Origin of the sequence: Actinomadura sp. NPDC049753 (assembly GCF_040674655.1) — a bacterium.
Classification (GTDB): Bacteria; Actinomycetota; Actinomycetes; order Streptosporangiales; family Streptosporangiaceae; genus Spirillospora; species Spirillospora verrucosospora.
The window spans coordinates 1-18,004 of sequence record NZ_JBFARL010000167.1; the positions used below are offsets into that span (position 1 = coordinate 1).

The window sequence follows — 18,004 nt, forward strand, 5'->3', positions numbered from 1 at the left end:
TGTAAGACGGCTGGGCGGCGTGCTCCTCACGGGCCAAGTACGGTCGCCGACGTCGCCGAAGCTGTGACCATGTCTAGTCCCACGAGATGCTTGACAGGCGAACCTCGCCGACCTCGTCCACGCCGCGGTCGACGCGCGCCTGGACCGGATCGAGCCGATGCGCCGCCCGCCGGTCGACGTCCGCCTCGGCTGGCGGAAGGACTGAGGTGCCGGCGGGAGGGCCGCCCATGCCCGCGGGAGGTCCGGCAGTGCTGCGCAAGGACAGACGGTGCCGACGGAAGGACTGACGATGAGGATCGCGATCGCGGTGACCGGGGCCGTGCTGCTGCTGGCCGGCGCGGCCGGCCTCGCCCTCGGCCTCGGCGCCTTCGACGCGTTCGGCGCCCTGTCGGGGCGGCCGCTGCTCGACCCCGCGCTGGCGCGCTTCACCCGGGAGACCGGCTGGTTCCTGCCGGCCGCGGCGGGCGCCGCGGAGGTGCTCGCGCTCGCCGGCCAGCTGTGGCTGGTCCTCCAGGTGCGGGCCGTCGTCCACCAGCGGTGGCCCGACCTCGACCCCGAGACCCGCGCCCGGGCCCGCGCCGCCGCCGACGTCCTGCACCGGGACGCGCGCGGGCTGCCCGGCGTCCAGGACGCCCGCGCCCGCCTCACCGGGACGGCCGACCGGCCGCGCCTGCGGCTGAACGTGTCCTGCGCGGGCGACACCCTCGTGAGCGAGGTGTACGGCGAACTGGGCGCGGGCCCGGTCGAGCGGTACCGCCGCGCGGTCGGCATGCCCGACCTCCCGGTGGTGATCCGCTTCCGGCCGGAGGTCGAGCGGCCCCGCAGGCGCCGTCCGCAGCCCGAGTCCGCCTGAGACGGCCGCCCGGCGCCGGAGCGGGGACGCGCGGCGCCGGGCGGCCGGGCCTCTAGGCGGGCGCGCCGCCGGGCGCGGGGATTGGAACCCTCCGCGAACCGGACGGCTCGGCGGCCGGACCGAGCCCCTGGAGCGCGAACCGGTGAGCAGCGCGACGAGCAGCGCCTGCAGCACCTGCCCGGCCGACCTCGGCCGCTCTGGCGACCGAGCCGATGCCGAGGACGATCGTGCAGAAGATGATCGGCGAGATCATCATCTTGATCAGGTCGACGAAGGCGGTGCCGATCGGCTTCAGCTCCTGCGCGAAGTCCGGCGCGGCGAGGCCGACCACGGCCCCCGCCACCACGGCGGCGACGACGGCGAGGTACAGGTGGTGGACGCGGGTGCGCGCCGGCGGGGAGGCGGACGGGGCCACAGGGGACCTCCTCGGCTCAGGACCCCGGCGCCGGTGCGAGGGGCGGCGCCCGCCCGGTCCGGTCGGATCCGCGGGCGGGCCGCCGCCCCGCGGCGGCGCCCATCCTCCGGCCGGAGCCGGAGCATGCACACCGTGGGCGCCGCTCTGGAGGTGAGCTCGCAGGTCGGGCGGGGGCTGGGAGTCTGTCCCCACGCGACTATGCGCGGTTCTGTGACCGGGGTCACCCTTGTGTACATTTCGTTCACGGCAAGGTGCGATGTGGTGACGGCGAGATGCGAGGGGGAGGGGCGGGAGTGCGTCCTCGATGGGCGGCGCCGGGCCGCTGGAGCCTGGCCCGGCAGCTGCTCGTGCTCCAGGCGGCGATCGTCGGGCTCCTCGTGGCGGCCGGCGCGGCGCTGGCCTTCCTCGACTCCGGCCGGGCCGTGGACGACAGCGCCGCCCAGACGGTCTCGGCGGTCGCGGCGAGCATCGCCGACGCCCCGACCGTCCGGGCCGCGCTGGCCGACCCGGACCCGAGCCGCCTCCTGCAGCCCTACGCCGAACGCGTCCGGCACGACACCGGCGTCGACTTCATCACGATCATGAGCCCGGCCGGGATCCGCTACACGCACCCGAACCCCGCGCGCATCGGCGGGACGTTCGTCGGCAACACCGCCCCCGCGCTCGCCGGACGGACGTTCACCGAGACCTACACCGGCACGCTCGGGCCGTCCGTGCGCACCGTCGCGCCCGTCTTCGGCGAGGACCGCCGCGTGGTGGCCCTGGTCGCGGTCGGCATCACGGTCAAGGCGATCTCGGCGGAGCTCCGCCAGCGCCTGCTGGCCCTCGGCGCCGTCGCCGGGGCGGTCCTCGCCGTCGGGATGGCCGGCAGCTACCTCGTCTCCGCCCGCCTGCGCCGCCAGACCCGCGGCGTCGCCCCCGACGAGCTGCGCGGCATGTTCGAGTACTACGAGGCGATCCTGCACGCCGTCCGCGAAGGACTCCTCATCCTCGACCGCACCGGCCGCATCGTCCTCTGCAACGACGCCGCGAGGCACCTCCTCGACCTCGACGCCCCCCACGGCCCCTTCCCGTCCGCCGCGATTCCCGGGCGGGCCCGGGGGGAGCCGCAGGGGCGGGACGTCGCGGAGCTGGGGTTGCCGGAGGAGCTGGTGGCGACGCTGGTGTCGGCCGAGCCGCGGTCGGACGAGATCCATGTGGGGGACACGCGGGTGCTCGTGGTGAACACCTCGCCCGTCCGGTCGCGGGACCGGGTGATGGGCAACGTCGTCACCCTGCGGGACCACACCGAGCTGCAGGCGCTGACGGGCGAGCTGGACACGGTGCGCGGGTTCGCCGAGTCGCTGCGCTCGCAGGCGCACGAGGCCGCGAACCGCCTGCACACGGTGGTGTCGCTGGTGGAGCTGGGCCGTCCCGCGCAGGCCGTGGAGTTCGCGACCGCCGAGCTGGCGAGCGCGCAGCGGCTCACCGACCGGGTCGTCGGCTCGGTCGGCGAGCCGGTGCTGGCCGCGCTGCTGCTCGGCAAGTCCGCCGAGGCGGGGGAGCGCGGCGTGGAGCTCGTGATCGGCGAGGACACCGTGATCGAGGGCGCGATCGAGCCGCGGGACCTGGTCACGATCCTCGGGAACCTCATCGACAACGCGGTCGACGCCGCCATCGAGGGCGCCGCCGCCCGGCCGCCGCGCGTCGGCGTCGGCGCCCGCGTGGAGGACGGGGCGCTCGTGCTGGAGGTGTCCGACAGCGGGCGGGGCGTGGACCCCGCCGCCGTGCCCGCGATGTTCCGGCGCGGCTGGACGACGAAGACGTCCGGCGGCGCGGTCGGGCACGGCCTCGGCCTCGCCCTGGTCGGCCAGGCCGTCCGCCGCAACGGCGGTGACGTGCGGGTGGCCGCGGCCGGCCCCGGCCGCGGCGCCGTGTTCACCGTCCGGCTGCCCCTGCCGGGGCGGGCCGCCGGGGCCGGGCCCGAGGGGGGCGAGCTGTGATCAGGGTGCTGGTGGTCGAGGACGACCCGGTGGCGGCGGAGGCGCACAGGACCTACGTCGAGCGGGTCGCCGGGTTCACGGTCGCCGGGGTCGTGCACTCGGGGGCGGACGCGCTCCGGTTCTGCGAGCGGACGCAGGTCGACGTCGTCCTGCTGGACTTCTACCTCCCGGACACCCACGGCCTCACCGTCTGCCGCGCGCTGCGCGCCGGGGGACGGGACGTGGACGTCATCGCCGTGACGTCCGCGCGGGACCTCGCGGTGATCCGCACCGCCGTGGCGGTCGGCATCGTCCAGTACCTGCTGAAACCGTTCACCTTCGCGTCGCTGCGCGACAAGCTCGTCCGGTACGCGCGGTTCCGGGAGCAGGCGGTGGGCTCGGGGGAGGTCAGCGGGCAGGCGGACGTGGACGGGATGCTCGCCACGCTCCGCACCCCCGACCACCACGCGCTGCCCAAGGGGATGAGCGGGGAGACGCTCCAGGCCGTCACCGGCGTGCTGGAGTCCGCGGCCGAGGGCCTGTCCGCCGCCGCTGCCGCCGACCTCACCGGCGTCTCCCGGGTCACCGCGCGCCGCTATCTGGAGTATCTGGCGGAGAACGGGCTGGCCGACCGCCGGCCCCACTACGGCCAGGTCGGCCGTCCTGAGGTGCGCTTCTATCCCCGTTAGACGGGGTACCTATGGACCGACAGTTGGAACGACATCGGGGGAGTTGTCGTGAACGACAAGCCTGGCAAGCCCGGTAAGCCCACGGGCAAGGCGGAGTCCGAACCGGAGCGCGAGAAGCGGCCGCGCCGCGGCGAGGAGGCCACGGGCAAGGGGCCGAAGCGGAAACCGGGCGACGCCGCTCGCAAGATGCGGGAGATGTACAAGGGCTAGACGTCGCGTCGGGAGGGGGCGGCCCCGATGCTTGACGACGGCTTGGGCTCCCATTTTGGGTCTATGTCGGCTTATGGGGCTAACGTCCGAAGAGAACGCGAAAGTCGAGGAGAACGAGGAGGCGCGCTTGTCCGACCGACGACACTCGGGCGGCTCCACCGAGGGGCTCTTCGACGCATGGAGGGTAGAGACGGACCACGGCACGGGCCCCTCCCGCTGAGCGGCCCGAAGACCCGGGGGCGGTAGCGATCGGCTACGGCCTCCGGGTCTTCGTCTGGTGGGTTGTGTTATCCAACTCACTGTCGAAGCGGATTGTGCTCTCCGGCTCGTCGAGCGGATACTGCGCGAGTGAGTTGGAAAATACAACGGAGGTGGGGTCCATGCGGGACGCGGTGATCGTGGAGGCGGTGCGCACGCCGCTGGGCAAGGGCAAGGCCAACGGGGTCCTGCACGGCGACCACCCGGCCGACCTGCTGGCGCGGACGCTGGCGTCCCTGGTCGAGCGGGCGGGCATCGACCCGGGGGCCGTGGACGACGTGATCGGCGGCGTGGTCACCCAGGCCGGAGACCAGGCGCTCAACATCACCCGCACGGCCGTCCTCGCCGCGGGGTTCCCCGAGAGCGTCCCCGCCATGACGGTCGACCGGCAGTGCGGCTCGTCCCAGCAGGCGCTGCACATCGCGGCGCAGGGCGTGCAGAGCGGCGCCTACGACATCGCCATCGCGTGCGGGGTCGAGTCGATGTCGCGGGTGCCGATGGGGTCGAGCGTCCTGCCGGGCAGCGACCCGTTCGGGACGCTGCTCCCCGAGCGCTACCCGGGCGGGCTCGTCGGCCAGGGCATCAGCGCCGAGCTGATCGCCGCGCGCTGGAACCTGTCGCGTGAGGAGCTCGACGCCTACGCCGCCGAGTCCCACCGCCGCGCCGCCGAGGCGTGGAAGAACGGCGAGTTCGACCGGGAGGTCGCCTGGCCGGGGCAGCGGGACGAGACCGTCCGCCCGGCGACGTCGCCGGAGATCCTCGCCGGCCTGCGGCCCGCCTACCACGACGAGCGCATGGCCGAGCGGTTCCCCGAGATCGGCTGGAAGATCACCGCGGGCAACGCCTCCCCGGTCAACGACGGCGCCGCCGCCGTCCTCGTCATGGGCGCCGACGTCGCCGCGCGGCTCGGCCTGCGCCCGCGCGCCCGCTTCCACGCCTTCGCCGTGACCGGCGACGACCCCCTGCTCATGCTCACCGCGATCATCCCCGCGACCGCGAAGGTGCTGGAGCGCGGCGGCCTCACCCTGGACGACATCGATCTGTTCGAGGTGAACGAGGCGTTCGCCCCGGTCGTCCTGGCGTGGGCGCGCGAGACCGGCGCCGACCTCGCGCGCGTCAACGTGCGCGGCGGCGCGATCGCGATCGGCCACCCGCTCGGCGCGAGCGGCGCCCGCCTCATGACGACCCTGCTGCACGCCCTGGAGGACCGCGGCGGCAGGTTCGGCCTCCAGACCATGTGCGAGGCGGGCGGACTGGCCAACGCCACCGTCGTGGAGCGGCTCTGACGGGCGGTCGGGCCAGGTCCGGCGGCTAGGCTTCCCGGTATGCCGAAGGACGCCGACCCGCGCGAGTGCTCGATCGCCGACACCCTGGACCTGGTCGGCGAGCGCTGGAGCCTGCTGGCGATCCGGGAGCTGAGCTACGGGGTGCGGCGCTTCGACCAGATCGTCCGCAACACCGGCGCGTCCCGCGACATCCTCACCGCCCGCCTCCGCAAGCTGGAGGCGGGCGGCGTCATCCGCCGCGAGCGCTACAGCGACCACCCGGTGCGCCACGAGTACCGCCTCACGCCCGCCGGCGTGGAGCTGTGCGACGTCCTGCTCGTGCTGATGGCCTGGGGAGACCGGCACCTGCACCCGGACGACCCGCCCGTCCGGTGGCAGCACTCCTGCGGCGAGACGGTCAGCCCCCAGGTGGTCTGCCGCCACTGCGGCAACGAGGCCCGCCAAGGCGCCCATTCCCCCATCGGCCGGGGCGCCCGCCCCTGACCCCGCCCGCGACCGGCGGCGCGCGGCCGGGCGGGCGTGCGGCTCAGGGGACGCTCATCGCTCGGCGGCCAGGCGGATGCCGAGGCCGATGAACAGGGTGCCGACGGTGGCGTTGAGCCGCCTGCGGGCGGTGTGCCGACGGCGCAGCCAGTCCCCGATGCGGCCCGCGAGGACGCCGACCGTGCCGTCCACGAGGAACTCCAGCGCGATGAGGATGGCGCCGAGGATCGCGAACTGCGCCCACACGTGCCCGAGGCCGGGATCGATGAACTGGGGCAGGAACGCGATGGTGAAGGTGACCATCTTCGGGTTGAGCAGGTTGGTCAGCAGTCCGTTGAGATACGCCCGCCGCCCCGAGACCCCGGCCGGTTCCGCCTCCACGTCCCTGCGGTGCCGCAGGGTCTGGACGCCCAGATAGATCAGGTAGGCGGCCCCGGCGACCCGGACCACCGTGAACGCGACCGGCACCGCCGCGAAGAGCGCGGCCAGCCCCGCCGCGGCCACGGCGACGTGCACCGCCTCGCTCGTCGCGACCCCGGCCGTGGCGAGCAGCCCCGCGCGCGGCCCGCCCCGCATGCCGCATCCGAGGATGAACAGCATGTCGGGACCGGGGATCACCATGGCGATGATCGAGGTCACGAAGAAGACCGCGAGCAGGTGAGAATCGATCGGCATGTCGCGATCATCACATGGTTCCCGGCGTGGGCGGAACCTGCTGACCTGGGCGGGCTGCCGGAGATCGTGCGGTCAGCGGGCCGATGCGGGGCGTCCCCCGGCCGCCCGGGCCAGGGCGGTGGCGAGGCGGTCGCGGGCCTCGGTCTGGGCGGTGATGCGCGCGTCGAGGACGGCGAGGCGGTCCAGGGCGACCCGGAGCCCCTTCTCGGACGGGGGCGAGGCCGCCACATCGCCGTCCAGGCAGACCGAGAACGCGCGCACGTCGTCGAGGGTGAGGCCGACGGCGAGCAGCTCCCGGATGTTGCGGACCCGCACGGCCGCGCCCTCGTCGTAGATCCGGTACCCGTTGCCCGCCCGGCGCGACGTGATCAGGCCCGCCTCCTCGTAGTGCCGCAGCGCGCGCGGCGTCGTCCCGGTGATCCGCGCCAGCTCGCCGATCCGCACCGCCACCACCTCCGCCCCTCGTTCTACCAGGCGGCGGGCCCGCCGGCGCTCAGCCGACCACCGCGCCCCCGTCCACCGCGAGGACGACTCCGGTGACGAACGAGGCATCGGGCGAGGCCAGGCGCGTGATCGCCCACGCGACCTCCTCGGGGCGCCCGATGCGGCCGAGCGGGGTGTGCTCGATCTGCCACCGCCGGAGCGCCGCGAGGCGCTCGGCGGAGAGGCCCTGGTGCTCGCCCATCGGGGTGGCGATCGCTCCGGGAGCCACGGCGGCCACGCGGATGCCGCGGGGCGCGAGCTCCAGGGCCCAGCTGCGCGTGAGCGTCTCCAGCGCCGACTTCGTGGCCGCGTAGAACGCGTTGCCCGGCCAGCCCCGCTGCCCGACGGACGTGCTGACGTTGACGACGACCCCGCCGCCGTCCAGCGCGGGCAGCGCCGCCTGGGTCAGCAGGAGGGGCGCCACCAGGTTCGTCGCGAGCTGCGGCGCGAGCGTCTGCGGGGTGAGGCTCTCCAGGGCCCCGCTCCGGACGATCGCCGCGTTGTTGACCAGCACGTCCAGCCGTCCGTGCGCGTCCGTCACCCTGCGCACGATCTCCGCGGCGGCGCCGTCGCCGGTGATGTCGGCGGCGAGCGGCTCGATGCCGGGATGCCCGTCCGCGGTCTCGGCCAGCGGTCCGGGCCGCCGCCCGACGGCCACCACGCGGGCGCCCTCCGCCGCGAACATGCGTGCCGTGGCGCGTCCGATCCCGGTGCCCGCGCCGGTGACCAGGACGACCCTGTCCTCCGAATTCGTCTCCATGCCCCGAGCCTGGAACCCTGCCGCCAGCGGCAGGGTCAAGCCCGGCCGGCCCTTTCCAGGAGAAGGCGGGCGCCGGTCCGGGCGCGGGCGGCGGCGGTGGGGTCGCCCTGGATTCCGGCGACGACGATGGCGCCCTCGGCGAGCAGGTAGACGGGTTCGGCTGCGGACTCGTCGACGGGGGAGACCAGGGCGACGACCTGGTCGTGGAAGGCCCGCTTGTGGGCTCGCGCCGCGTCCGCGACCGCCGGGGAGGACGAGCCGAGCTCCCCGTGAGCGTTGACCCAGGCGCAGCCGCGGAAGCCGGGCTCGGCGAACCACGCGCCGAGCCAGTCGAACAGGGCGAGGACGCGCCGCCGGGGGTCGGGCTCCGCGTCCAGGTGGGCGGCCAGGCTCGCGCGCCAGCGGCGGTCGCGGCGGTCCAGCATCGCGACGACGAGGGCCTCCTTCGTGGGGAAGAGCCGGTAGATGCGCTTGAGCGGCAGCCCGGACACGGTCCGCAGCTCGTCCATGCCCACCGCCTGGACGCCCTGCCGGTAGAAGAGGCGCTCGGCGACGTCCAGCAGGGCCCGGCGGTCCCGGTCCTGCTGCTCCTCGGTGATCGCGGCCGGCATCGGCGCTCCTGACTTGACGTTGAGAACGATCGTTCCCTACCTTAGCGGCAGAGATGGAGAACGCTCGTTCTCAACCTGAGGAGGCCGCTGTGACCGAGGACCGTCCGCCCTACCCGCCGTTCACCCTGGAGACCGCGAAGCAGAAGGTCCAGGCGGCCGAGGACGCGTGGAACACCCGTGACCCGCAGCGGGTGGCGCTCGCCTACACGCCCGACTCTGTCTGGCGGAACAGGGACCAGTTCGTCACCGGACGGGAGGAGATCATCGCCTTCCTGACGGCGAAGTGGGAGCGGGAGCTCGACTACGCGCTGCGCAAGAGCCTGTGGGGGTTCCGCGAGAACCGCATGGCCGTCCGGTTCCAGTACGAGTGGCACGACGCCGGCGGACAGTGGTGGCGCAGCTACGGCAACGAACTGTGGGAGTTCGACGAGCGCGGCCTGATGCGGCGGCGGGAGGCGAGCATCAACGACGTCGCGATCGGCGAGGCCGACCGGCGCATCCGCGGCCCGCGCCCCGCCGACGAGCACGGCCTCGACATCCCGCTCCGGTAGCGGGCCGAGCTCAGCACTCGATGACGTTGACGGCGAGGCCGCCGCGCGAGGTCTCCTTGTACTTGTCGAGCATGTCGCGGCCCGTGTCGCGCATGGTCTTGATGGCCTTGTCGAGGGAGACGAAGTGGCGGCCGTCGCCGCGCAGCGAGATCCGGGCGGCGCTGATGGCCTTCACGGCGCCGACGGCGTTGCGCTCGATGCAGGGAACCTGGACCAGCCCGCCGACCGGGTCGCAGGTCAGGCCGAGGTTGTGCTCGATGCCGATCTCGGCGGCGTTCTCCACCTGCTCGGGGGTTCCGCCGAGGACCTCGGTGAGCCCGGCGGCGGCCATCGAGCAGGCCGAGCCGACCTCGCCCTGGCAGCCCACCTCGGCCCCGGAGATGGAGGCGTTCTGCTTGAACAGCACGCCGATCGCCCCGGCGGTCAGCAGGAACCGCACGACGCCCTCGTCGTCACGCCCCGGGATGAACCGGTCGTAGTAGTGCAGGACGGCCGGGATGATGCCCGCGGCGCCGTTGGTCGGGGCGGTGACGATGCGCCCGCCCGCCGCGTTCTCCTCGTTGACGGCCAGCGCGAACAGGGTGATCCAGTCCATCGCGTGGAGCGGGTCGGCCGCCTTCTCCGCGGACAGCTGGCGGTGCAGCTGGGGAGCGCGGCGGCGCACCTTGAGCCCGCCCGGCAGGAGTCCCTCGCGGGTGCAGCCGCGGGTCACGCACGCCCGCATGACGTGCCAGAGTTCGAGCAGGCCGTCGTGGATCTCGGAGGCGTCGCGGCCGAACGCCTTCTCGTTCTCCAGCATCAGCGCCGAGATCGACAGGCCCGTCTCCCGGCAGCGCTCCAGCAGCTCGGCGGCCGTGTCGAAGGGGTGCGGCAGGACGGTGTCGTCGGGCTTGATGCGGTCGGCGCCGGTGGCGTTCTCGTCCAGGATGAACCCGCCGCCGACGGAGTAGTACACCTTCGCGCGCAGCTCCTCGCCGGAGCCGTCCAGGGCCGTGAACCGCATCCCGTTGGGATGGCCGGGCAGCGACTCCTTGCGCTCGAAGACCAGGTGCTCGTTGACCACGAACGGGATGTCGTGGTCGCCGAACAGCCGCAGGGCCCCGCGCTCGCGGATCGCGGCGAGCCGCTCGTCCACCAGGTCGACGTCGACGAGTTCGGGCTTGTCGCCTTCGAGACCGAGGATGACGGCCTTGTCGGAGCCGTGGCCCTTGCCGGTGAGGCCGAGCGACCCGTAGAGGGTGACCGCGACGGACGCCGTCTTCTCCAGCAGCCCGTCGCGCTGGAGCCCCCGGGCGAACCGGTGCGCCGCGGCCATCGGACCCCCCGTGTGGGAGGACGACGGACCGATACCGATCTTGAACAGGTCGAAAACGCTGATGGCCATAGCTACCTCGTTGTAGCCGCGCCCCCTCCCCCTTCAGGGGAGCCCCGCGAGGGGAGGGGACGCCGGAACGTCACAGGTTCGGGTACAGGGGGTGCTTGTCCGCCAGCGCCTTCACCCGCGCGGCGAGCCCGTCCCGGTCGAAGGACGGCTGCAGCGCCAGCGCGATCACGTCCGCGACCTCGGCGAAGTCCTCGGCGGTGAAGCCGCGGGTCGCGAGGGCCGGGGTGCCGATCCGCAGACCGGACGTCACCATCGGCGGGCGCGGGTCGTTCGGCACCGCGTTGCGGTTGACCGTGATGCCGATGTCGTGCAGGCGGTCCTCGGCGTCGCGCCCGGTGAGCTCGGAGTCCACCAGGTCGACCAGCACGAGGTGGACGTCCGTCCCGCCGGTCAGCACCTTGACGCCGGCCTTGGCGGAGTCCTCGGCGAGCAGGCGCTCGGCGAGCAGCTTCGCGCCCTCCACCGTCGCCGCCTGCCGGGCCCGGAACTCCTCCGACGCGGCGATCTTCAGGGCGACGGCCTTGGCGGCGATCACGTGCTCCAGCGGGCCGCCTTGCATACCGGGGAACACCGCGGAGTTGATCTTCTTGCCGTACTCCTCGCGGGCGAGGATCAGCCCGCCGCGGGGACCCCCGAGCGTCTTGTGCGTCGTGGTCGTCACGATGTCGGCGTGCGGGACCGGCGAGGGGTGCAGCCCCGCCGCCACCAGGCCCGCGAAGTGCGCCATGTCGACCATGAGCAGCGCCCCGACCGAGTCGGCGATCCGCCGGAACGCGGCGAAGTCGAGCTGACGCGGATACGCCGACCATCCCGCCACGATCATCTTCGGCCGGTGCTCGGCCGCGAGCGAGGCCACCTCGTCCATGTCGACCAGGCCGTCCTCGGCGCGGACGTGGTACGGCACCACGTTCAGCACCTTGCCGGAGTAGTTCAACCGCATCCCGTGCGTGAGATGCCCGCCGTGCGCGAGGTCGAGGCCGAGGATCGTGTCGCCGTGCTGGAGCAGCGCGAAGTACACCGCCGTGTTCGCCTGCGCCCCGCTGTGCGGCTGGACGTTCGCGTGCTCGGCGCCGAACAGCGCCTTGGCCCGGTCGATCGCGAGCTGCTCGGTGACGTCGACGAACTCGCAGCCGCCGTAGTACCGGCGGCCCGGGTACCCCTCGGCGTACTTGTTCGTCAGGACCGACCCCTGCGCCTCCAGCACCGAGACCGGCGCGAAGTTCTCCGACGCGATCATCTCCAGGGTGCCCTGCTGGCGGCGCAGCTCCGCGGCGACGGCCTCGGCGACCTCCGGATCGGCCGTCGCGAGGGAGTCGTTCAAACTCATGATTCCTCGATCAGCTTGTCGTAGGCGGCGGAGTCGAGCAGGTCGCCCGGCTCCTCCGAGATCCGCACCTTGAAGATCCAGCCCTCGCCGTACGGGTCGTCGTTGATGACCTTCGGCTCGTCCACCACCGCGCTGTTGATCGCGGTGATCTCGCCGCTGACGGGGGAGTAGACGTCGCTGACCGACTTGGTCGACTCCACCTCGCCGCACGGCTCGCCCGCCTCGACGGTGTCGCCCTCCGACGGCTGCAGCTCGATGTAGACGATCTCACCGAGGGCGTCGGCGGCGTGCGCGGTGATGCCGACCGTGACGATGCCGTCCTCGCCACCGAGGCCCGACACCCACTCGTGCTCCTCGCTGTAGCGGAGCTCCTCCGGAACGCTCACGATCACTTCTCTCTTTCCACTGTGGGGGCGCGCCCCACACCGCCGGACAACTTGTTCAGGAACGCTTGTAGAACGGCAGGGCCACCACGTCCACCGGCTCGTGCCGGCCGCGGACGTCCACGGCGAGGCCCGCCTCCTCGACGCCGCTGTCGAGGTACGCCATGGCGATCGGCGTGCCCAGTGTGGGCGACGGGGCGCCGCTCGTCACGATTCCGCACGGCGCGCCGCCGGACGTGACGACCTGGTACCCCTTGCGAGGCGCGCGACGCCCCCGCGCGACCAGTCCCACGAGCCTACGGCCCGGCGGCGTCTGCGCCTGCGCCGCCAGGGCGGCCTTACCCACGAAATCGGCTGGCTTGTCCAGCTTCACCACCCGGCCGAGGCCCGCCTCGAACGGCGTCGTCTCGGCCGTCAGCTCGTTCCCGTACAGCGGCATCCCCGCCTCCAGGCGCAGCGTGTCGCGCGCCGAAAGCCCCGCCGGGACGACCCCCTCCACCGCGGCGAGCGCCCCCCACAACCGGACCGCGTCGGACGCGTCCACGAACAGCTCGAACCCGTCCTCGCCCGTGTACCCCGTGCGGGCGACCAGCGCGTCCACTCCCGCGACCCGCCCCGCCAGAATCGCGTAGTACTTCAGGTCCCCCAGCGGCGCGTCCGTGAACCCTTCGAGAATCCCCTGGGAACGCGGCCCCTGCAGGGCGATCAGCGCATACGTGTCGGACCGGTCGTCCACCGCCGCCTCGAACCCCGCGGCCCGCTCGACCAGCGCCTCCCGGACGACGGCGGCGTTCGCCGCGTTCGCCACCACCATCCACGTCTCGTCCGCGAGCCGGTAGACGATCAGGTCGTCCAGGACGCCGCCGTCATGCCCGCAGATCATCGTGTAGCGGGCCTTGCCCACCGGCATCGGCGACAGGTTCCCGACCAGCGCGAAGTCCAGCGCGGCCCCCGCGCCCGGACCCGAAAGGAAGATCTCCCCCATGTGCGACAGGTCGAACAGCCCCGCCCCCGTGCGGACGGCCTGGTGCTCGGCGGTCTCACTCGCGTAGCGCAGCGGCATCAGATAGCCGGCGAAGTCGACGAGATTCGCGCCGAGGTCCTCATGGACGTCGTGCAGCGGCGTCTTCTTCGCGGTCGGATCGGCGGACATGGGCTCGGCTCCTTCGTCACGGGCGCGCATGGTCCATCGTCCCACTCGCGCACCGGGCGTATCGGTGCCTCCCCCTCTGTCATCGGCGCCTGAGAGCTTCACCCGCCGCGCACGGCGGGCTTTCACCTTCGGCGGGGGACCGGAGTCCCCGCTTTCCAGAGGTCGCCTGGCCCGTGCGGTCCGTGGGCCTGAGAGGTTCCGGGGAGGATTTGCTCCTTCGGCGTCCCCCACCGGCTGCGAGGGACTCTCCCGCACGGGATCATCAGCTGTCGAAGAAGGCTAGCAGTGTTCATTGCGTTTTTTCAGGTCGGGGCCTTGGGGGCCCCGACCTGAAAAAACGCGTGCGATCGCTGCATCGCTTCGGCTCGCCTTGCGGCTCGCTGCGCGATCAGTTCCTTGCTTCGCTCGGAACTGCCTTCGGACGCGATCGCGAGTGTTGAGGTCGTCGCTGGCGGGGGTGGCGGCTGAGGTTGTCTCGTTGGACGGTTGCTGCTGGTGCTTCCGTTTCGGTGTCCCTCTGTACGGGTCGTCTCGACCGTTGCGCTTCTTGGTGAAGGTGACGGTCTCCCCCGGCTCCGGCTCAGGACGATGGTTGCGGTGCGGGGTGGTCTGCCCTCGTCGTCAGCGTGGGGGTGGGGTGGCGGGGGCTGACATGGACTTCACGCAGGTTTGCAGGGCCGCCCTGATCTTCTTCAGCTCGTCGGGGGCGGGGGACCTTGTGGGGTTCGGGGTCGGCATCTGGACGCCCTGGTCGTGCATGCAGTCGTTGAAGGCTTTGACCGCCTTCGACTGGGCTGGAGGGAGGGGCGTCGTCTCGGTGCCCTTGCCGGGGTTAGGGGTGGAGGGGGCCTTTGTCTCGGCGGTCGGGGCGGGGGAGGACGACGCTCCCGTCGTGGTGCCGCCGTCGTCGCTGCCGCCGCAGCCGGCCAGGGCCAGCGTCAGGGCCAGTACCGCTACATGACCGCGCTTCAAGGTGAGAACCTCCGTGGCCGGGGTGGGGCGCCCATGATGGGCGGTCGGCCCTGCTCGCGGATACGCGCTCTCGTGCCAATGATGCGCGGCCGGGTTAGCACCGCGCATCAAAGTGGCCTGCGGCACGGGCCGCTTCTTCGTTCGCCTCAACCGGATCGCGGGCCGTAACGTACTCTGAACTGGTTGTCGGAGATCACCCCCGGGTGCGCGGGGTGGACGGACCCGGAGGGCACGCCGCATGGTCTACTACCTGGCTGGAGCGTTGATCCTCTTCTTCGGCCTGCTGGTCTCCATCGCGCTGCACGAGCTCGGGCACTTCTCCTTCGCCAAGCTGTTCAGGGTGCGGACCACGCAGTTCATGGTCGGGTTCGGGCCCACCATGTGGTCGAGGCACAAGGGCGAGACCGAGTACGGGGTCAAGTGGATCCCGCTCGGCGGCTACATCCGCATGATCGGCATGCTGCCGCCGCGCAAGGGCGACGCGCCCGGGCAGGTGCGGCGGATCAGCACCGGGCCGTGGCAGGGGCTGATCGAGTCCGCGCGGGGGGCCGCGCTGGAGGAGGTCGGGCCCGGCGACGGGGACCGCGTGTTCTACGCCAAGAAGTGGTGGCAGAAGCTGCTCATCATGTTCGGCGGGCCCGCGATGAACCTGCTCCTGTCGGTGATGTTCTTCGCGATCCTGCTGATGGGCATCGGCGTCAACCAGCCGCAGCCGGTGATCAAGGAGGTCGCCGAGTGCATGGTGCCGGCCAGCGCCAAGGTCACCGCGTGCCCGGCGGGCGCGACGCCGACGCCCGCGCGGCAGGTCGGCCTCCAGGCCGGCGACCGGATCGTCGCGTTCGACGGCGAGAAGATCGACGACTATCCGCAGTTGCAGCGGCTGATCCGCGAGGACGGCGGCAAGACCGTCCCGATGACCGTCCGGCGGGACGGCAGGGACGTGCGGGTGAACGTCCCGATCACCCGCAACCAGATGTACGACCTCAAGGACGAGGACAAGGTCGTCAACGTCGGGTTCCTCGGCATCACACCGTCCAGCGGGATCGAGCGGCAGGGGCCGGGCGCGGTCGCGAGCACGATGGGCGACCTGACCGCGCGCACCGTCGGCGCCCTGGTGCGGATGCCGCAGAAGATGGTCGGCGTGTGGAACGCGGCCTTCGGCGGCGAGGAGCGCGACCCCAACGGGCCGATCGGCGTGGTCGGCGTCAGCCGGATCGGCGGCGAGGTCGCCGCGTCCGACGACTTCACCGGCACGCAGAAGGTCTCCTTCTTCGTGATGCTGCTCGGCTCGCTGAACCTCGCGGTCGGGCTGTTCAACCTCATCCCGCTGCTGCCGCTGGACGGCGGGCACATCGCCGGCGCGCTCCTGGAGGCGGTCAAGAAGGCCTTCGCCCGGATCTTCCGCAGGCCCGACCCCGGTTACGTGGACGTGGCCAAGGCGCTGCCGGTGACGTACGTGATGGCGGTCATCCTCATCGTCATGGGCGGCCTGCTGATCTACGCCGACCTGTTCAACCCGATCCGCGTCACCGGGTGACGTCCGGCATCGTGCCGGTCTTCAGGAAGGCGTCCAGCGCGGCGAGGTAGGGGGCGATGTCGAGGCCCTGCTCCGCCAGCCACGCGTCCGACCCGTAGGTGCCCGCGTAGCGCTCGGCGCCGTCGCAGATGAGCGTGACGACGCTGCCGCGCTCCCCGCGGGCCCGCATCTGCGCGATCAGCTCGGCCGCGCCCCACATGTTCGTGCCGGTCGAGCCGCCCACGCTCCGGCCGCTGACCTCGCTCGTCCAGCGCATCGCCGCGATCGACGCCGCGTCCGGCACCCGGATCATCCGGTCGATCACCGTGGGCAGGAACGACGGCTCGACGCGGGGGCGCCCGATGCCCTCGATCCGCGAGCCCGCCGCGGTGCGCTCGGGGTCCCCGTCGGCGAACGAGCCGTGGAACGCCGACCCCTCCGGGTCGACCACCGCGAGCCGCGTCTGGAACATCCGGTAGCGGGCGTACCGGCCGATCGTCGCGGACGTCCCGCCCGTGCCCGCGCCGACCACGATCCAGGACGGCTCGGGGAACCGCTCCAGCCGCATCTGCTCGAAGATCGACTCGGCGATGTTGTTGTTGCCGCGCCAGTCCGTCGCCCGCTCGGCGAAGGTGAACTGGTCCATGAAGTGGCCGCCGCACTCGGCCGCGAGCCGCCGCGACTCCTCGTAGATCGCCGACGGGTCGGCCACCAGGTGGCAGCGGCCGCCGTGGAACTCGATGAGCTGGATCTTCTCCGGGCTGGTGGTGGCCGGCATGACCGCGACGAACGGCAGGCCGAGCAGCCGCGCGAAGTACGCCTCCGACACCGCCGTCGACCCGCTGGACGCCTCGATGATCGTCGTGTCCTGGCGGATCCACCCGTTGGCCAGCCCGTACAGGAACAGCGACCGCGCGAGCCGGTGTTTCAGCGAACCCGTGGGGTGGACGGACTCGTCCTTCAGGTAGAGGTCGATGCCCCACTCCGGGGGCAGCGGGAAAACGTGCAGGTGCGTGTCGGCGCTGCGGTTGGCGTCGGCGTCGACGAGCCGGATCGCCTCGGCGATCCACGCCCGGTACCCGGGATCGCAGCGGTCCACGATGCGGCTCATGGCGGTTCTCCCCCTGATCGTCGGCAGGGTCACACGATATCGGCGCATGTCACGGTGCATCATTGAGGAGGCGGGGGGCAGATGATCGAGATGTTCGACGAACGCATCGTGGCGACCGGCCGGCTGCCGCTGTTCGGTTTCTTCGTCGCGTTCATGGTCACTTTCGTGCTGACGCGGGTGAACGTGCGACTGATCCGCGCGGACGTGCGCTGGTGGTTCCGGAACGTGAAGGCCGGCGACGTGCACATCCACCACGTCGTGTTCGGCGTGGTGCTGATGCTGATGGGCGGGGTGGCGAGCCTCGCCGTCCCGGACGCCTACGTCGGCCTCGACCTCGCGGCGGCGGTGGTGTTCGGGATGGGCTCGGCCCTCGTCCTGGACGAGTTCGCGCTGATCCTGCACCTCAGCGACGTCTACTGGACGGAGAAGGGCCGCGCGTCCGTCGACGCGGTGTTCGTCGCCATGGCGGTGACCGGGCTGCTGCTGCTCGGCATCCGCCCCCTCGGCTACGAGGGCATCGCGCCCGACCACGGCACCGGGCTGATCACCCGCGTCTACGTCGCCTCCCTCGCCGTCAACCTCGTCCTCGCCGTGGTCACGCTGCTGAAGGGCAAGATCTGGACGGGGCTCATCGGCCTGTTCATGCCCGCGCTGCTGATCGTCGGCGCGATCCGGGTGGCGCGGCCCGGCTCGCCCTGGTCGCGCTGGCGCTACGACCCCGGCTCGCGCCGGTACCAGCGGGCCGTCCGGCGCGAGACGCGGCTCCGGCGGCCGCTCATCCGCGCCAAGATCTGGGTGCAGGAGTTCATCGCGGGCCGGCACGACCTCATCCCGCCCGAACTGCTCCAGCGCCGCGTCGACGTCGCCGAGCGGGCCCGCCGCCGCAGGATGGCCCGCGCCGCCGCCCGCGCCGAGCGCCGGGC

The 18,004-nt window shown here is 72.6% G+C and carries 20 protein-coding genes and 1 riboswitch; of the genes, 9 read left to right on the forward strand and 11 right to left on the reverse strand.

Annotation, left to right across the window (positions count from 1 at the left end):
* Positions 1-289: 289 nt before the first annotated feature.
* The gene (locus tag AB0K37_RS31500; RefSeq protein ID WP_363987178.1) at positions 290-853 is read left to right on the forward strand and encodes a hypothetical protein; all 564 of its coding nucleotides are present in this window, start codon (positions 290-292) and stop codon (positions 851-853) included.
* Positions 854-905: 52 nt separating this feature from the next.
* Here the strand turns inward: AB0K37_RS31500 and AB0K37_RS31505 are convergent, their stop codons facing one another.
* Complete coding sequence (locus AB0K37_RS31505) at positions 906-1,268, reverse strand: cation:dicarboxylase symporter family transporter (RefSeq protein ID WP_363987180.1); 363 nt, start codon at positions 1,266-1,268, stop codon at positions 906-908.
* 293 nt (positions 1,269-1,561) lie between these two features.
* Here AB0K37_RS31505 and AB0K37_RS31510 point away from each other — a divergent pair, with 293 nt between their 5' ends.
* From AB0K37_RS31510 to AB0K37_RS31530, 5 genes are all read left to right on the forward strand, one after another.
* A complete protein-coding gene (locus AB0K37_RS31510; RefSeq protein WP_363987182.1) occupies positions 1,562-3,250 on the forward strand; it encodes a sensor histidine kinase in 1,689 nt (562 codons plus the stop codon).
* Complete coding sequence (locus AB0K37_RS31515) at positions 3,247-3,918, forward strand: response regulator (RefSeq protein WP_363987184.1); 672 nt, start codon at positions 3,247-3,249, stop codon at positions 3,916-3,918. Before AB0K37_RS31510 ends, AB0K37_RS31515 begins: the two co-directional genes overlap by 4 nt.
* Before the next feature lie 48 nt (positions 3,919-3,966).
* Entirely contained in the window at positions 3,967-4,128 is a 162-nt protein-coding gene (locus tag AB0K37_RS31520) for a hypothetical protein (protein WP_179278653.1), read from the forward strand.
* A gap of 380 nt (positions 4,129-4,508) precedes the next feature.
* The gene (locus AB0K37_RS31525; RefSeq protein WP_363987185.1) at positions 4,509-5,672 is read left to right on the forward strand and encodes a thiolase family protein; all 1,164 of its coding nucleotides are present in this window, start codon (positions 4,509-4,511) and stop codon (positions 5,670-5,672) included.
* A 39-nt stretch (positions 5,673-5,711) separates the two neighbouring features.
* Entirely contained in the window at positions 5,712-6,155 is a 444-nt protein-coding gene (locus AB0K37_RS31530) for a helix-turn-helix domain-containing protein (protein ID WP_363987187.1), read from the forward strand.
* Positions 6,156-6,209: 54 nt separating this feature from the next.
* On the opposite strand, the gene AB0K37_RS31535 is transcribed toward AB0K37_RS31530, so the two are convergent.
* The 4 genes from AB0K37_RS31535 to AB0K37_RS31550 form a co-directional block, all read right to left on the reverse strand.
* Positions 6,210-6,830, reverse strand: a complete 621-nt coding sequence (locus AB0K37_RS31535; protein WP_363987189.1) for a LysE family translocator — start codon at positions 6,828-6,830, stop codon at positions 6,210-6,212.
* A 72-nt stretch (positions 6,831-6,902) separates the two neighbouring features.
* A complete protein-coding gene (locus tag AB0K37_RS31540; RefSeq protein WP_363987191.1) occupies positions 6,903-7,280 on the reverse strand; it encodes a MerR family transcriptional regulator in 378 nt (125 codons plus the stop codon).
* 43 nt (positions 7,281-7,323) lie between these two features.
* On the reverse strand, positions 7,324-8,073 hold the full coding sequence (locus AB0K37_RS31545; protein WP_363987193.1) for an SDR family oxidoreductase: 750 nt from the start codon (positions 8,071-8,073) through the stop codon (positions 7,324-7,326).
* A 35-nt stretch (positions 8,074-8,108) separates the two neighbouring features.
* Complete coding sequence (locus tag AB0K37_RS31550; RefSeq protein WP_363987195.1) at positions 8,109-8,684, reverse strand: TetR/AcrR family transcriptional regulator; 576 nt, start codon at positions 8,682-8,684, stop codon at positions 8,109-8,111.
* Positions 8,685-8,773: 89 nt separating this feature from the next.
* On the opposite strand from AB0K37_RS31550, the gene AB0K37_RS31555 reads away from it, so the two are divergent.
* Positions 8,774-9,235, forward strand: a complete 462-nt coding sequence (locus AB0K37_RS31555) for a nuclear transport factor 2 family protein (RefSeq protein ID WP_363987197.1) — start codon at positions 8,774-8,776, stop codon at positions 9,233-9,235.
* Positions 9,236-9,245: 10 nt separating this feature from the next.
* Here AB0K37_RS31555 and AB0K37_RS31560 read toward each other — a convergent pair whose 3' ends face one another.
* From AB0K37_RS31560 to AB0K37_RS31580, 5 genes are all read right to left on the reverse strand, one after another.
* Positions 9,246-10,619, reverse strand: a complete 1,374-nt coding sequence (locus tag AB0K37_RS31560; protein WP_363987198.1) for an L-serine ammonia-lyase — start codon at positions 10,617-10,619, stop codon at positions 9,246-9,248.
* Positions 10,620-10,689: 70 nt separating this feature from the next.
* Complete coding sequence (gene glyA, locus AB0K37_RS31565; protein ID WP_363987200.1) at positions 10,690-11,946, reverse strand: serine hydroxymethyltransferase; 1,257 nt, start codon at positions 11,944-11,946, stop codon at positions 10,690-10,692.
* Positions 11,943-12,332 (reverse strand): glycine cleavage system protein GcvH, encoded by a 390-nt coding sequence (gene gcvH / locus AB0K37_RS31570; RefSeq protein ID WP_345184245.1) that lies wholly within the window; start codon positions 12,330-12,332, stop codon positions 11,943-11,945. The genes glyA and gcvH overlap by 4 nt, the downstream gene beginning before the upstream one ends.
* A gap of 55 nt (positions 12,333-12,387) precedes the next feature.
* Positions 12,388-13,482, reverse strand: coding sequence for a glycine cleavage system aminomethyltransferase GcvT (gcvT, locus tag AB0K37_RS31575; RefSeq protein WP_363987202.1), 1,095 nt, complete (start codon positions 13,480-13,482; stop codon positions 12,388-12,390).
* 166 nt (positions 13,483-13,648) lie between these two features.
* Positions 13,649-13,744: riboswitch (glycine riboswitch) on the reverse strand.
* 359 nt (positions 13,745-14,103) lie between these two features.
* Positions 14,104-14,454, reverse strand: coding sequence for a hypothetical protein (locus AB0K37_RS31580; RefSeq protein WP_363987204.1), 351 nt, complete (start codon positions 14,452-14,454; stop codon positions 14,104-14,106).
* 238 nt (positions 14,455-14,692) lie between these two features.
* Between AB0K37_RS31580 and AB0K37_RS31585 the strand changes: the two genes are divergently transcribed.
* Positions 14,693-15,991 carry a M50 family metallopeptidase gene (locus AB0K37_RS31585; protein ID WP_363987206.1) on the forward strand — a complete coding sequence of 433 codons (1,299 nt, stop codon included), beginning with the start codon at positions 14,693-14,695 and terminating at the stop codon, positions 15,989-15,991.
* Here the strand turns inward: AB0K37_RS31585 and AB0K37_RS31590 are convergent.
* On the reverse strand, positions 15,981-17,081 hold the full coding sequence (locus AB0K37_RS31590; RefSeq protein WP_363987208.1) for a PLP-dependent cysteine synthase family protein: 1,101 nt from the start codon (positions 17,079-17,081) through the stop codon (positions 15,981-15,983). The two genes, AB0K37_RS31585 and AB0K37_RS31590, sit on opposite strands and share 11 nt — an antisense overlap.
* An 81-nt stretch (positions 17,082-17,162) precedes the next feature.
* Here AB0K37_RS31590 and AB0K37_RS31595 point away from each other — a divergent pair.
* Positions 17,163-18,004: hypothetical protein (locus AB0K37_RS31595; RefSeq protein ID WP_363987210.1), on the forward strand; the 842-nt coding region annotated here is incomplete at its 3' end.